General features: G+C 68.3%; 14 protein-coding genes. 3 read left to right on the forward strand and 11 right to left on the reverse strand.

The window, feature by feature from the left end; translation table 11 throughout:
• Positions 1 to 26: 26 nt before the first annotated feature.
• Positions 27 to 929 (forward strand): cation diffusion facilitator family transporter, encoded by a 903-nt coding sequence (locus tag AC5P7A_RS20505; protein ID WP_032957286.1) that lies wholly within the window; start codon positions 27 to 29, stop codon positions 927 to 929.
• Between the two features lie 185 nt (positions 930 to 1,114).
• Complete coding sequence (locus tag AC5P7A_RS20510) at positions 1,115 to 1,549, forward strand: RidA family protein (RefSeq protein WP_075075601.1); 435 nt, start codon at positions 1,115 to 1,117, stop codon at positions 1,547 to 1,549.
• Here the strand turns inward: AC5P7A_RS20510 and AC5P7A_RS20515 are convergent.
• From AC5P7A_RS20515 to AC5P7A_RS20555, 9 genes are all read right to left on the reverse strand, one after another.
• Positions 1,546 to 2,259 (reverse strand): energy transducer TonB family protein, encoded by a 714-nt coding sequence (locus AC5P7A_RS20515; RefSeq protein ID WP_049406194.1) that lies wholly within the window; start codon positions 2,257 to 2,259, stop codon positions 1,546 to 1,548. The genes AC5P7A_RS20510 and AC5P7A_RS20515 overlap by 4 nt on opposite strands.
• Positions 2,252 to 3,052, reverse strand: a complete 801-nt coding sequence (locus tag AC5P7A_RS20520; RefSeq protein ID WP_495220554.1) for a ChaN family lipoprotein — start codon at positions 3,050 to 3,052, stop codon at positions 2,252 to 2,254. Before AC5P7A_RS20520 ends, AC5P7A_RS20515 begins: the two co-directional genes overlap by 8 nt.
• Positions 3,039 to 5,510, reverse strand: a complete 2,472-nt coding sequence (locus AC5P7A_RS20525; protein WP_495220555.1) for a TonB-dependent receptor — start codon at positions 5,508 to 5,510, stop codon at positions 3,039 to 3,041. The genes AC5P7A_RS20520 and AC5P7A_RS20525 overlap by 14 nt, the downstream gene beginning before the upstream one ends.
• 64 nt (positions 5,511 to 5,574) lie before the next feature.
• Positions 5,575 to 6,501 carry a FecR family protein gene (locus AC5P7A_RS20530; RefSeq protein WP_346601874.1) on the reverse strand — a complete coding sequence of 309 codons (927 nt, stop codon included), beginning with the start codon at positions 6,499 to 6,501 and terminating at the stop codon, positions 5,575 to 5,577.
• Positions 6,498 to 7,007, reverse strand: coding sequence for an RNA polymerase sigma factor (locus AC5P7A_RS20535; RefSeq protein ID WP_046431229.1), 510 nt, complete (start codon positions 7,005 to 7,007; stop codon positions 6,498 to 6,500). Before AC5P7A_RS20535 ends, AC5P7A_RS20530 begins: the two co-directional genes overlap by 4 nt.
• 123 nt (positions 7,008 to 7,130) lie before the next feature.
• Complete coding sequence (locus AC5P7A_RS20540; RefSeq protein WP_014647517.1) at positions 7,131 to 7,637, reverse strand: hypothetical protein; 507 nt, start codon at positions 7,635 to 7,637, stop codon at positions 7,131 to 7,133.
• A gap of 99 nt (positions 7,638 to 7,736) precedes the next feature.
• Positions 7,737 to 7,961, reverse strand: coding sequence for a hypothetical protein (locus AC5P7A_RS20545; protein ID WP_014647516.1), 225 nt, complete (start codon positions 7,959 to 7,961; stop codon positions 7,737 to 7,739).
• Positions 7,958 to 8,659: a glutamine amidotransferase gene (locus tag AC5P7A_RS20550; RefSeq protein WP_111205925.1), complete on the reverse strand. Its 702-nt coding sequence runs from the start codon at positions 8,657 to 8,659 to the stop codon at positions 7,958 to 7,960. The genes AC5P7A_RS20545 and AC5P7A_RS20550 overlap by 4 nt, the downstream gene beginning before the upstream one ends.
• Positions 8,656 to 9,429 (reverse strand): YggS family pyridoxal phosphate-dependent enzyme, encoded by a 774-nt coding sequence (locus AC5P7A_RS20555; protein ID WP_041863572.1) that lies wholly within the window; start codon positions 9,427 to 9,429, stop codon positions 8,656 to 8,658. The genes AC5P7A_RS20550 and AC5P7A_RS20555 overlap by 4 nt, the downstream gene beginning before the upstream one ends.
• 76 nt (positions 9,430 to 9,505) lie before the next feature.
• Between AC5P7A_RS20555 and ptsJ the strand changes: the two genes are divergently transcribed.
• Positions 9,506 to 10,792 carry a MocR-like B6 salvage transcription factor PtsJ gene (ptsJ, locus tag AC5P7A_RS20560; RefSeq protein WP_046431219.1) on the forward strand — a complete coding sequence of 429 codons (1,287 nt, stop codon included), beginning with the start codon at positions 9,506 to 9,508 and terminating at the stop codon, positions 10,790 to 10,792.
• Positions 10,793 to 10,894: 102 nt separating this feature from the next.
• Here ptsJ and AC5P7A_RS20565 read toward each other — a convergent pair whose 3' ends face one another.
• On the reverse strand, positions 10,895 to 11,401 hold the full coding sequence (locus AC5P7A_RS20565) for a hypothetical protein (RefSeq protein ID WP_049440952.1): 507 nt from the start codon (positions 11,399 to 11,401) through the stop codon (positions 10,895 to 10,897).
• A gap of 81 nt (positions 11,402 to 11,482) precedes the next feature.
• Complete coding sequence (locus AC5P7A_RS20570; protein ID WP_032957267.1) at positions 11,483 to 14,593, reverse strand: error-prone DNA polymerase; 3,111 nt, start codon at positions 14,591 to 14,593, stop codon at positions 11,483 to 11,485.

Raw genomic sequence — 14,593 nt, forward strand, 5'->3', positions numbered from 1 at the left:
CGTAACGGTCGGCTCATCGGCGAACGATGGATACCGCGCGCGAGCAACGCATCCTGACGTTCTCGATCGGGGTCACCCTTGCGGTGAGCGCGGTCGGCTTCGGCGGTGGCCTGCTGGTGGGATCGCAGGCCATCCTGTTCGACGGCGTGTACAGCCTGGTCGACGTCGCCCTGACCCTGGTGTCGTTGTCGGTGCTGCGGCTGGTGGCGCGGGAACAAAGCCCGCGCTTCCAGTATGGCTACTGGCACCTGGAGCCGATGGTCGAAGCGCTGGGTGGTGTGATCCTGTCGCTGGCCTGCGTGTATGCGCTGGCCAACGCGGTGATCGGCCTGACCACGGGCGGGCACGAAGTGAAATTCGGGCCCGCGCTGTGGTGGGCGGCGCTGCTGAGTGCCAGCAACCTGGCGATGGCGGCGTTCGTTGCGCAGCGGGCGCGGCATCTGCGCTCGGCGCTGTTATGGCTGGATGTGCGTGGCTGGCTGCTGGGCGGGTTGATGAGCCTGGCAGTGGTGCTGGCCTTCGTGTTGGCGCTGGTCCTGCACGGTGGTGAGTGGCACCATTGGGTGCCGTACCTGGATTCGATCGTGCTGGCATTGATCAGCCTAGCGATGCTGCCGGTGCCGGCGCGCAGCGCGTGGAAGGCCATGCGCGAAGTGCTGCAGGTGGCGCCGGATGATCTGGACCGGCGCGTGCAGCAGGTGATGCAGGCGTTCGTGGCCGAGCGTGGCTATGCCGGTTTCACCAGCCATGTGGCGAAGATGGGGCGGATGCGCTTCATCGAGATCCATGTATTGGCTGACCCGATCACGCCGCTGGGGTCGGTAGGCGAAGTCGATGCGATGCGCGATGAGATCGCGGTGCGGCTGGATGCGCGGGGCAGTACTTTCTGGTTGACCATCGATTTCACCGCAGACCCGGCGTGGACGTGAGCCGGGAACGGTAGAGCCGAGCCCATGCTCGGCTGCCATTCGCGCTGAGCAGCCGAGCGTGGGCTCGGCTCTACACGTGGGCACGATCGTTGCGCATGGCGGACCGGACTGTTGCAGCGGATCGGTTTGACCTCAACTCTGGTTGAGGTCGCAGACTGCCTCGCATTCCCCATGAGGCATGCGGCATGAACCTGCTGACCACCCCGGACCTCAGTCACGGCCTGCTGGAGCTGTTCAATCCTCCCGGCCTCTACGACCCTGCCGCCAATGGGTACTCACACGTGGCCGTGGTGCGGTTGCCGGCGCGGGTGATCCATATCGCCGGGCAGGGCGGTGAGGATGCCGATGGTCATCTCTCCCCCGGCTTCGGGGAACAGGTCGAGCAGGCACTGGACAACCTGCAGATCGCATTGCGTTCGGCGCAGGCCAGCCTGGCCGATGTCGCGCGGTTGCGCATCCTGGTGGTCGACCACGACGAGGACCGGCTGGGCATCATCGCCCGGCAGGTACGGCGGCGTTGGCCGAACGGCGCAGCGCCGACCTGCACCCTGATTCCTGTGCCACGGCTGGCGCTGGACGGCATGCTGTTCGAGATCGAGGCGGAGGCCTACGCCGCCTAGCGCAGGTAGTACTCCACCGGCACCACCAGTTCCTGCGGTGCCTTCATTTCCATGGGAATGGGCGGCAGCGGCTGCGCGCGGCGGAACGTCTGCAGTGCGGCGTCGTCGAGCATCGGTTGGCCGCTGGACTGCTCCAGCCGCAGGGCCTGCAGGCGTCCCTCGCGATCGATGCTGGCCCTGACCCAAGTCGTTCCCTGCTGCCGGCGCGAGCGCGCGACGGCGGGGTAGTAGCGATAACGCTCCAGCCGCGCCATCAGGCGGGCTTCCCACTGGTCGCTGGCGGCGCCGGCCTGGAAGTCCGCCGGTGGTGCGTCGGGAGCGGGCGGCGCGGCCGTGATCGATGCCGGTGCGGGACTCGCATCGGTCACGGCCGCAGGCGGGGCGACCGGCAGGGCTTGCCGGCCAGGGCCACCGAGCTCGCTGGCGGCCACCTCGCCCTCGCGCGCGGCGGTGGGCTTTGGCGGAGGGGGCGACTTCGCCGGTTGCGACGCGCGCGCCTGCTGCGCCTGGCTGGGGGTGTCGGCCAGGCGCTCTTCGACCGGCTGGGGAGGCGTAGCCGGTGCCAGCAGGCGCAGGCTGATGCGCACATCCTGCTCAGGCGGCGGCAGCAACGGTGGCGCGGCCATCCAGTGCACCAACAGCAGCAAGGGCAACAGGTGCAGGCCGATGCTGATGGCAATCGCCTGCCAGTGTTGGCCGCGTTCACTCATCGCCCGGCACCCACAGCAGATCGGCGTCGGCCGCATCGACGCCTTCGTCGGGTGACGCAAGCGCGATCACCAGTGCCGGTACCTCCGGTGGCAGGTAGCCCGGCACGCCGGTGCCGCGCAGTACATGCCAGCGGCCGGCCACCAGCAGCGCGGGTGCAGGGGCTGCGGTCAGTGCCTGTGCCATGCGGGTGTCGCGGGCCTGTTGCACGGCCAGCATCCCTTCCAGCATCGGTGCGGCGTCTGCGTGCTGGGCCAGCACCACGGCCGACAGGCGTTGCCGGGCGGTGGGCATCGGAAACCGCACCGACGTGTTGGAGGCAAGCAACGCATTGACCTCGGCACGCGACAGGTTGCCGCCGAACAGGGGGATGCCGGCGGCGGTGGCGTCCTGTACCAGCCCGCCATAGGTGGCCCATGTCCAGCGTGTATCCCAGCCCAGCAGCGCCTGCAGGCGCGCACCATCGGCATGGTTGCCCTTGGCCAGCCAGCGCTGCACCCGCTGCAGGCGCGGTTGGCGTTCACTGGCGATCATCTCCATCACCAGCGCGCCTTGTGGACGCTGCCGTTGCAGCGCGTGCAGCAGCCAGCGCTGGGCGGCGTGGTCACCGGCCAGGTCGTGGCGTTCGCCCAGCAGCAGCCGCGGGGCGTTCGCTGCACGCTTCACGAACGCGGCTTCGTCCAGGCGCTGCCCGCTGGCCAGGTCGATCACCGTGCCGGGCATAGGCTGCGCGCTGGCGATTGCGGCCAGTGCGAGCAGGCACAGCGGCAGCCAGCGACGGCTAGAACGCCACATTGACGCCCATCGAGACGGTGCGGCCACGGCCGTTGCCGCGGTCCAGGATCGGGCTGAAGATGCTGTCGATCGAGGCATTGTTGTCATAGGCCTTGTTCTGCAGGTTTTCGATGTTCAGCCACAGCGTGGTGTTGGGCTGGGGCTTGAAGCTGGTGTAGAAGTCGAGCAGTACACCGGTACCGCCGGTCCTGCGGGTCTGGAAGAAGTCGTAGCCTTCTTCGGTGGGCCCGGAGTATTCGGCGCGCAGGCCGGCCTGCACGCGCTGCTGCCACCAGCGGCCGCCGACATCCAACGTCCAGAAGCGGTCGGGCAGGGCGGTGATGTCTTCCAGGTTGACGAATTCGATGGCAGGCGCACTGGTGCGCGAGCGGGTCCAGCTCAGCGTGGCGTGGTAGTGCGCGCTGGCGTAGTGCGCTTCCAGCTCGATACCGCGCATGCGCACCACGCCGGGGTGGTTCATCCAGCGCGTGGTGGTGCTGAAGTCGTCCACGTCCAGGGCATCGGTCCAGGCAGTGAGCTGCTGATCGCTGTCGATCGGTACCACGAAAGGCCCCACCTCCGGCGGGTGCACGATCAGCAGGTACTGCGGCTTGATGTAGTCGCGGATGCGGTTGTCGAAGCGGGTGACGCGCAGCTGCGCCAGGTCACCGTCGGTCAGCAGCGAGGAGGCGCTGAGGTTGGCGCCGAACTGCAGGTTGCGCGAGCGCTCACGGCGCAGGAACGGGTTGGCACCCACGCCGTCGGCATCGCTCATGCCTTCCAGCGGGATCTTCTCGAAGAACATCTCCTGCACCCGCGGCGGGCGGGAAGTACGCGAGGCTTCGGCGAACAGTTGCAGCCAGTCGGTGGCCTGCCACGATACCGCCAGGCTGGGGCTGAGTGCGCGCTGGGTACGGCGCACGTCGATGCCGCCGCCGTTGATCTCGGCGCACTGGCCAGGCACATCCGAGCACACCGGGACGTGGCCGCGGATGCCATAGCGATCCTGGCGCAGGCCTGCAGTCAGCGCGTAGATGTCGTACTGCAGTTCCAGCGTGCTGAACACGCCGTCCAGCTGGCTGCGGCCCTGGGGGTTGGCGCCGCGCAGGATGGGGGTGTCGGCCACGTAGACGTCCGACTGGTGCTTGATGCCGGTGTTCCAGCGTGCCTGCAGTGCACCGATATCGAAGCGGCTGGTGTTGTCGAGCGTCCAGCTGCTCAGGCTGGTGTGGGTGCGGCGGCCGATGTAGCTGGAATCCTCCACGGGTGGATAGAACAGCCGGGTCTTGTTGCCGGCGAAGGTCGCGCGCAGGTCGATCCACGGCGTGTAGGGCGTGTAGTGGTAGCTGGCGCGCTGGTTGCGTGCGGAAATCTGCCACGGGTAGTTGTGGTAGAAGTCGTTTTCGTAGCGCATGTGGCTCAGGTCCAGCCGATGCTGGTCACTGGGCTGCAGGCGTGCTTTCAACAGCCAGCTGCTGGGCTGCTGGCTGCCGGGGTCGGCATTGTTCTTCTGCCCGCGTGCCGTGGCGTACTCGCCGCTGCGACTGCTGCTGGCAGCGGCCAGCAGGCCGAACTGGCGGTCACCGCCGTCCTCGCTGTGGCGCCATGCGCCGGCGAAGGTGCGGCCGCTGCCATAGCCGTTGCTGCCATGGCGATAGCCCGCACGCAGGCCCCAGTCACGGCCTTCGCCGAGCAGGTCGTCGATGTCCAGCGTGCGGAAATTGGCACTGCCGGCCAGCGTGCCGGCACCATCACCACCGGCGACCGCACCGCGTTGCACGTCCACACCGGCCAGCAGGAAAGGGTCGACGTAGGCGAACGGACCGCCGGAGCCATGGCCCGCGTTGTTGCGGAAGGTCTGGGTGACACCATCGATCATGGTGTTGACCCGCCCGGCGCCGGTCATGCCGCGGATGTTGACCTGCAGGCCGGGCTGGCTGCGCGAGTGGAAACTGTGGGTGCCGGGCATCGAACGCAGCAGGCTGTTGCCGTCCTGGCGTTCGGCCATCGCCACGCGCTCGCTGCCGACGGCGGGCGCAAAGCCATCGCGGGCCGCCGGGACATACTGGCTGGCGCCTGCACCGGGGGAATGGCCGTGTGCGATATCGCCCTGTACGCGCAGCGGGCCGGTTCGACGGCTGCCATCTGAGGGGGCGGCCGGCGCCGGTTCCAGGGTGGCGCGGCGCGCGTCGATGAAACGGGGGCGCAGGCCGCTACCGGCCAGCAGGCGCGACAGGGCCTGCGCGTCGTCGAACCGTCCGCGTAGTGCCGGCGCCGTCTGGCCGCCTGGCAATGCCGCGCCGATCACCAGATCGACACCGGTCAGCCGGCTGTAGGCATCCAGCGCGCTGGCCAGCGGTTGCGCAGGAAGATCGAAGTGACGGGAGGCGGCCTGCGCGTGTGCGCTGGCAGGTAACAACGGAAGCGGACCGGCGCAGGCCAGTGACAGGGCGAGGACAAGGGGACGGTGAAACAGCATCGGGAGCTCCAGGGGCTGACGCAGCGCGTCGTCATCCTGGGTAGACGCAGTGGCAGGGCCGATGTCAGGGTGCATCGCGATGTTCCCTGCGTGGCGGCAGCCACACCTGCACGCCCGCGCCCAGGCGCAGCACGCGTACATGCAGCTGCGTGGCCAGCTGGTCGCGGCTGCGCGCCGCACCGTCTGCACTGCCGAGCAGGGTGACCGGCTGCTGGCGCAGGTGTGCGCCGATGATCCAGGTGTGGCCGCCATGCCAGCGATCCAGGCCCTGGGTGACCTCGGCCAAGGGCGTGGAGACCCAATGCAGGCGACGCTCGCGCCAGGCCAGGGCACTGTGGCTGGCGGCCAGGCCGATGATCGGTGCCTGTCCATCGAAGCGCAGCTGCTGCCCTTCGATGGCCTGCTCACTGCGGGTGCCGCTGTCCACACGGACGCGATGCTCGGTGACGGTGACCACGCTGTCGTTGTCCTGCACGGCAAGGTCGAAGGCCGTGCCGAGCGCGGTGACCATGCCGTGCGTCGTATGCACCTGGAACGGATGCTGCGCATCGGCGGCTACCTTGAACCAGGCTTGGCCGTGCTGCAGCTGCAGCTGGCGGCGCTGTGCATCGATGCGGACATGGACTTCGCTTCCGGGTGACAGCAGCACGTGCGAGCCGTCCGGCAGTACTTCTTCACGGATCTCGCCTGTCGCCGTGCGCATCACCTGCGCGGCCGGTGGTGCGGCCTGGCGGGTATACAGGCCCAAGACGCAAAGCAGCAGCACGGCAGTGCCGGCGTCGCGCAGGTGCCGGCGCTGCCGCTTGCGCTGATGCCGCTGCAGGCTGGGCGTGGCATCACCGGCCTGCCAGAGCGCCTGCAGGTGCTGGTACTGCGCGGCGTGGCGGCAATCGGCGTAGTACCACTGGTTGAAGGCACGCTCGTCGCGGCCGCCGTCGTGGCCGTCCAGCCACCAGCGCGCGGCCTCGCGCGCGATCGCCTCCGGGCTCATGCGCCGGGTACCTGCTGCAGCGCCACCAGCGCACGCAGCAGATGGCCGTGCGCGGTCTGCCGGCTGATGCCGAGCCGGCGGCCGATCTCGGCCAGTGCCATCTGCTCCACCCGGGCCAGCAGGAATACCTGGCGCGAGCGCGGTGGCAGCGCGGCGATGATCGCGTCGAGATGGCGCAGCTGTTCGGCGTCCAGCAGGTGCTGCTCCGGCAGCGGCGCAGGATCGGCGAGGGCGTGCAGTTGGGCATCATCCAGCGCTTCCTCACGACGGCGCTGGCGTTGCCGGTAGTGATCGGCGATCAGATTGTGGGCGACGCGGTACAGGTAGGCGCGGCCGTTGCTCAGCAGGCCGCTGGCGGCGACCTTGAGGACACGCAGCCAGGTTTCCTGGACGACGTCATCGGCGTCGCTGCGTTGCGGGAGTTTACGGCGGACATGGGCGTGCAGCGGCCGGTAATGGGCCGCGCACAGCTGCGCGACATCCGTCGGTTCGACAGGCGTGGACACGGGGCGGGCGACAACTGGGAAAGGGAACAGCCCGCGGCGGCAAGGGCAGCGGCTGCACCTTACAGCAAAAGAGAATCATTTGCATCTATCGATGGGCGTGACACGCCTGCCCGGGACGGGAGATCAGCGCGGGCGATAATCGCAGTGGATCTGCAGGGCTTCGGTGGGGTTGTGATGCAGCTTGAAGCCGCAGCGCTGCAGGCTGCGCTTCACCCGCGCGACCGCTTCGGCATGGCGGGCGACGCGACGATCCTGCCAGCGTGGCGGGGTGAATACGCCCACGGGCAGCAGCCGTAGCCGCTTGCCGTGCAGTACCAGCGAGACATCGATATGACGGCCATCGATGTCGTGGCCGTTGGCGCCGAAGATGGCATCGACCTCATCATGGCGTTGCGGATAGCAGGCCCGGAACAACGCGATACCGAGCCAACGCACGCCACGACGGAAGCTGCCGAGCCGGCTGTGGCTGGGTTCGAAGCCGCGCGTGAGCAGCAGTCGCAGCCCGGCAGGCAGCATTGCCTGCGCATCGAGCAGGCGTTGCAGTACCTCTTCTTCCAGTTGGATACGGGTGGAGGGCCAGCGCGGGGCGACCAGCAGCCCGTGGTGGCTGCCGCGTTGCAGGGTCAGCATGCGTGAAGCTTCGCACGCGGGCGAACAGCCGTGGTAGTGCCGGCCGCTGGCCGGCCAGATTCGGGTGCCGGCCAGCGGCCGGCACTACCGTGACGATCGTCAGATGTCGCGGTACTGGATCTGCGAAGCCAGTACGCGCAGGCCGTCGGCATTGCTGGACAGGATGCGCTCTTCGCCGACACCTTTCTGCCGTTTCAGCTGGAAGCCCTGTTCGGCAGGCAGCTGCGCGGCGATGGTGTCCATGCGTTGCATGGCATCGGGGCCGCTGCAGTCGAAGTGGCCCCAGTGGGCGCCATCGCGGTGGATCTGCAATCGGTAGTTCATTGCGGTGTCTCCGGCAGCTCCTGCAGCCAATGGTCGAACATCGCGGTGGCCGCCGCCGCCAGCGGTGCACCGTAACGGCGTGCCTGGGCGCGAAGATCGTTCGGATCGATGCCGGCCTGCGCCAGCTCCAGGGTGTGGCCGATCAGCCAGCGTTCGAACTGGCGGGCATCCAGTTCCGGGTGGCATTGCAGGGCCAACGCATGGCTGCCCATGGCGAAGGCCTGGTGGCGGCAGGCCGGCGTGCTGGCCAGGCGACGTGCACCGGCCGGGAGTTCGAACGCCTCGCCATGCCAATGCAGTACCGGAATGCCCTGCAGGGACTGCAGCGGAGAACGCTGGCCTTCATCAGTCAGCAGCAGCGGCGCAAAGCCGATCTCCTTGCCGCCACTGGCGGCGACGTCGGCACCGAGTGCGCGCGCCATCAGCTGCGCGCCGAGGCAGATGCCCAGCGTGGGCCGTTGCTGCTGCAGCCGACGTTGCAACAACGCGATGCTGTCGTTGAGGAAGGGATAGCGATCAACATCGTTGACGCTGACCGGGCCGCCCAGCACGACCAGCAGGTCGGCGGTTTCGGCCGGATCGAGGGTGTCGACACCGGCCTGCAGCACCTGCAGCTGCCAGCCCTGTGCCGACAGCAGTGGCTGCAGGGTGCCGAGGTCTTCAAAGGCGACGTGTTGCAGGACGACCGCGTGCTTCATGCGGAGGCTCCATTGCTGGGCCAGTAGAAACTGTCCGGGGTGGCGCGTGCGCCGAAGATGGCCTGCCCGACGCGGACCACGGTGGCACCTTCCTCGATCGCCACTTCGAAGTCTCCGGACATGCCCATCGACAACTGCGAAAGGTCGATGACGGGAGGTGCAGTGCGCTGCAGCTGGTCGCGCAGTTCGCGCAGGCGCACGAAGCAGGCACGCACGCGCTCGACCTCCGGGGTGAAGATGGCCAGCGTCATCAGGCCGCGCACGCGCAGGCGATCGAACGCTGGAAGCTGCTGCACAAAGGCCTCGACGGCAGCGGGTTCCAAGCCGTACTTGCTGGGTTCGGCGGAGGTGTTGACCTGCACGAACACATCCAGCGTGCGGTCTTCCAGCTGCAGGCGCTGCTGCAGTGCTTCGGCCACGCGCAGGCTGTCCAGCGCCTGGAACTCGCTGGCGAAGCGCGCCACGTAGCGCGCCTTGTTGGTCTGCAGATGCCCGATCACCGACCAGTGCACGCCAAGATCGGCCATCGTCTCGGCCTTGCGTTGCGCCTCCTGCACCTTGTTCTCGCCCAGCTCGCGGCAACCGGCGGCCACCGCCATGCGGATGCGGGCGTCATCGACGGTCTTGCTGACCGGCAGCAGGCGCACGCTGGCCGGGTCACGGCCGACGCGGGCGCAGGCATCGGCGATGCGTTGGCGCACCGTGACCAGGTTGGCGGCGATCTGTTCAACGGACTGGGCGACGGGCCAGTCGGCAGCGGCAAGGGGCATGCGGGCACCTCCAATGCAGGGTGGCCAGGGTGGGATACACTGGCACAGGACAAGAGATATTTTGGCATAGGACAAAATGAAAATCACCGGGCACAGCGCCGAGTCGATCTTCGACAGCATCCGCGACGGCATCGGCAAGGGCCGCCTGCCGGCCGGTAGCGTGCTGCCGCCGGTGCGTGAACTGGCCGAGCAGCTGGGCGTGAACCGCAACACCGTGGCTGCTGCCTACAAGCGCCTGGATGCGGCGGGACTGGCCAGCACGGCGGGCCGCCGCGGCACGGTGGTGCGTGGCCTGCCGCCGCCGCTGGCGCGCGAGGGCAGCACCCCGGGGCTGGCGCTGCAGGACCTGGCCGGTGGCAACCCGGATCCGCGCCTGCTGCCGAACCTGCGCCTGACCCCGGCGGCGCCGCGGCTGTATGGCGTGGGTACGGTCGACACGAGGTTGCAGGCGCTGGCACGCGCCTCGCTGGATGCGGATTGCCCCGAGGGATATGCGCTGGAGCTGACCCATGGCGCCGTCGATGGCATCGAGCGCCTGCTGGCGGCGTGGCTGCTGCCGGGTGATCGCATCGCGGTGGAGGATCCATGCTTCCTCGGCAGCCTCAATGTGCTCAATGCGTCGGGTCATGCGCCGTTGCCGGTGGCGGTGGATGCCCAGGGCATGCAGGTCGAATCGCTGCGGCAGGCGCTGGAGGCTGGTGCACGTGCGGTGCTGCTCACCCCCCGGGCGCACAATCCGACCGGGGCCAGCCTGGATGCGAAGCGGGCGCGGGCGTTGCGGCAGTTGTTGGCGGCGTACCCGCAGGTAGCAGTGCTGATCGACGATCACTATGCGCTGCTCTCGCAGCAGGCCTATCACTCGGTACTGCCGCTGGATGGGCGGCGCTGGGCGCTGCTGCGTTCGTTGTCCAAACCGCTCGGCCCCGACCTGCGGCTGGCCTGGCTGGCCTGCGATGAAGAAACCGCGATGCGGTTGCGGCTGCGATTGGCATCCGGTATCGGCTGGGTCAGTCACCTGCTGCAGGACGCGGCAACCTCGGTGCTGGCGTCGTCAACGCAGCGGGCGAAGATCGCCTCGGCAGGCGAGCGTTACCAGCAGCGCCTGCAGTCGCTGCAGGAACTGCTGCGCGCGCGTGGCGTGCCGACGCCGCTGCCGATGGAGGGATTGAACCTGTGGCTGCCGTTGCCGGGCGACAGCCATCCGCAGGTGCTGGCGCTGGCCGCGCGCGGATGGCATGTGCGCGCTGGCGAGGTGTTCGCGGTGGCGGCGCCGGCACATGGCCTGCGCATCACCTGCGCGGCGCTGGGCGCGGCGCAACTGCGGCCGCTGGCTGACGACCTGGCGGCGGTGTGCGGTCTGTAGCGTCGAGCGATGCTCGACGTTGCTTCGCCTTTGTAGAGCCGAGCCATACTCGGCTGCTGTTGGTAGAAGCAGTCGAGCATGGCTCGACGCTACAGAAGCAGATCAGGGCGCGGCGTTGGCGCCCGGGCGCACGTAGTGGGACTGGCCGCTGTCATCGACGAACATCAGTTCCGGCTTGCCCTGCCATGAGGTGAGCATGGCGCCGGTGTTGTTCTGGTGCTTGACCATCAGGCTGGCACCACGGTCCGGGTTGGCCACCACCTTGAACACTTCCGTGGTGCCATTGGCATCGTCCAGGGTCAGCACGGCTTCACCGCCGCGATCGCTGGTGCCATAGCCCCCGCGTTCGGAGCCATCCGGGCCGAGCAGGATCAGGCCGGACAGGGCGGTAGCGCGCGGCCCCTGGATACGGCCCCGGCTGAGGGGGTCGGGCACCGGCGCGCCTAGGATCACCCGGGGTTGGCCCGTGCCATCGTGGATGATCAGCCCGCGCGCTTCGATGATGCGCTGTGGCGATTGGCTGCGATGCAGGCTCCAGGCGGTCCAGCCGGAAACCAGCAGGGCGAGTGTGGAGACCACCAGCGTGGTCAGCAGCAGTGCGCGCGGCATCGTGTCGTCCTTCCTTGGATGCAGCGACGATAGCGGATGCGGGCGACCGATGGCCAGTTCATTGTGTGACGCTGTGTATCGTCAATGGAAATCGCGGCTGTGGCTGCGCAACCCCTGCAACAGTTCATCCAGGCAGTGCATGCGCTGCACGATGACATGCTGCACGCCATCGACGCGTTCCAGGCGGCCGTCGATCTGCATCAGCCGGGTATCGACCAGGACCCGGTGCTGGCGATCGGCCAGGTGCCGCCAGACCACGGCATTGACCATGCCGGTCTCGTCTTCAAGGGTGAGGAAGGTAACGCCACTGGCGGTCTGCGGGCGCTGGCGCATGCGGACCAGGCCGGCGATGCGCACGCGACGGCCATGGCCGTGGCCCGCAAGCTGCGCGGCATCCAGGCAGCCGCGGCTGCGCAGTTGCGTGCGCAGGAACGAGATCGGGTGGCGGCCGAGGGTGGTGCCGATGCTGCGGTAATCGGCCTGCATGTCCTCCCAGGCGCTGGGCAGGGGCAGCGGCACGCGTGCTTCAGCGGTGGCGCGGGCCTGGTCGAACAGCGGCAGCCGGTTCTCCACGCCGGAGATATCCCAGCGTGCACGATGGCGATGGCCGCTGAGCCCGCGCAGCGCACCGGCATCGGCCAGCAGGCCCTGCTGGCGGCGATCCAGGGCGGTGCGCTGGCACAGGTCGCCCACATCGTCGAACGGGCGCCGTGCACGTTCGCGCATGATGGCCTGTACAGCCGCTTCATTGCAGCCGTCGACCAGGCGCAGGCCGAGCCGGATCGCGGCCGCGCCCCTGCTGAAATCCAGCGTGCAGTCCCAGTCGCTGTGGCGCACGTCCACGGGAAGCACGCGGATGCCATGCCGGCGCGCGTCCTGCAGCAGCTGGTCGGGGCTGTAGAAACCCAGCGGCTGGCTGTTGATCAGGCTGGCGGTGAACGCGGCCGGATGGTGGCATTTCAGCCAGCAGCTGTTATAGGTCAGCAGGGCGAAGCTGGCGGCGTGGCTTTCCGGGAAACCGTAATCACCGAACCCCTTGATCTGCTCGAACAGGTGCTCACCGTATTCGCGGCTGAAGCCGTTTTTCAACATGCCTGCCAGCAGTTTTTCACGATGCGGTTCCAAGCCGCCACGGCGTTTCCAGGCCGCCATCGAACGGCGCAGGGCATCGGCCTGGCCAGGCGTGTAACCGGCTGCTTCGACCGCCAGCTGCATCACCTGTTCCTGGAACAATGGCACGCCCAGCGTGCGTGCGAACACGCGTTCCAGCTGCGGTGGGTAGAGCGGGTTGTCCGGGTCGTTCAACGCGTCCGGTCCCTGTTCGCGCAGGATCCGGCGCCGCTCCAGATAGGGGTGCACCATGTCGCCCTGGATCGGGCCAGGGCGCACGATCGCCACCTCGATCACCAGGTCATAGAACGTGCGTGGCTGCATGCGCGGCAGCATCGCCATCTGTGCGCGCGATTCGATCTGGAACACGCCGATGGTGTCGGCGGCGCAGATCATGTCGAAGGTCTTTGCATCCTTGGGCGGGATCGCATCCATGCGTCCTTCATGCAGGCCATGCTGTTTCAGCATGGCCAGGCACTTGCGGATGGCGGTAAGCATGCCCAGCGCCAGGCAGTCGACCTTCATCAGGCCGGTGGCATCCAGATCGTCCTTGTCCCATTGGATGACGGTGCGGTCGGCCATCGCCGCGTTTTCCACCGGCACCAGGGTCGACAGGGGATGTTCGGAAATCACGAAACCGCCGGGGTGCTGCGACAGGTGGCGCGGGAAGTCGATCAGCTCGGCGGTCAGCGCCAGCAGGCGCCGCATCAAGGGCGTGTCCGGATCGAAACCGCGCTCGCGCAGGGTTTCCGGCAATGGGATGTTGCCGCCCCAGTGGTCCATCGCCGCGCCCAGTTCGTTGACCTGGTCCATCGGCAGGCCAAGTGCACGCGCCACGTCGCGGATCGCGCTGCGGCCACGGTAGCTGATTGCCACCGCGGTCAGTGCGGCGCGCTCGCGGCCATAGCGCTTGAACACGTACTGCAGCACTTCCTCGCGGCGCTCGTGCTCGAAATCGATGTCGATATCCGGTGGCTCGTCGCGCTCGGCGGAGATGAAGCGCTCGAACAGCAGGTTGCTGCGTGCCGGGTCGATCTCGGTCACGCCCAGCACGAAGCACACCGCGGAGTTGGCCGCCGAGCCGCGGCCCTGGCAGAGGATGTCCTGGCTGCGCGCGAAGCGCACGATGTCCTGCACGGTGAGGAAGTACGAGGCGTAGTTCTTCTGCTTGATCAACGCCAGTTCGTGTTCGATCTGCTCGCGTTGTTTCGGTTCGATGCCGCCTTTCCAGCGCCAGGGGATGCCACGCTCGACCAGCACGCGCAGCCAGCTGTCCGGGTCATGCCCCTCGGGCACCAGCTCGCGTGGGTAGGTGTACTGCAGCTGTTCCAGGGTGAAGTGGCAGCGCTCGGCGATGCGCAGGGTCTCGGCCAGCAATTCGGGCGGATACAGTTGGGCCAGCGCGGTGCGCGGACGCAGATGGCGCTCGCCGTTGGGGAACAGGCGCCAGCCAGCCTCGGCCACGCTGCAGCGGTGGCGGATCGCGGTCAGGGTGTCCTGCAGGGCGCGGCGGCGGCGCACGTGCATGTGCACGTCGCCACTGGCGACCAGCGGCAGGCGGTGGCGTTGGCCGAAGGCCTGCAGCTGCTGCAGGCGGCGTGCGTCGTCGTGTTCGTGGTGCAGCTCCACCGCCAACCACAGCCGATCATTGAAGCCGGCGCGCAGCAGTTCCAGGTCGGTGGCGGCCGGTTGCCGGTCCAGCCACAGGCACAGCAGGCCGTCGGGCAGGCCGAGCAGGTCCTCGCGCAGGCAGCGGTACTCGCCCTTGGCTGCGCGCCGCCGGCAGGTGGTGATCAACTGGCAGAGCCCGGCATAGGCGGCCTGGTCGGTGCACAGCAGGGCCAGCTTCGGCCCGTCCTCGACCTGGAATTCGGCGCCGACGATCAGCGCCACGCCATGCGCCTTCGCCGCCTGCCAGGCGCGCACGATGCCGGCCAGCGAGCATTCGTCGGTGATCGCCAGTGCCCGGTAACCCTGGCCAGCGGCGCGCGCGAACAGTTCTTCGGCGATCGAAGCACCGCGCTGGAAACTGAAGGCCGACAGGCAGTGCAGTTCGGCGTAGCCGGGCAGTTCGCTGTGCAT

It is taken from the genome of Stenotrophomonas sp. YJH_SMC_65 (genome assembly GCF_059369475.1).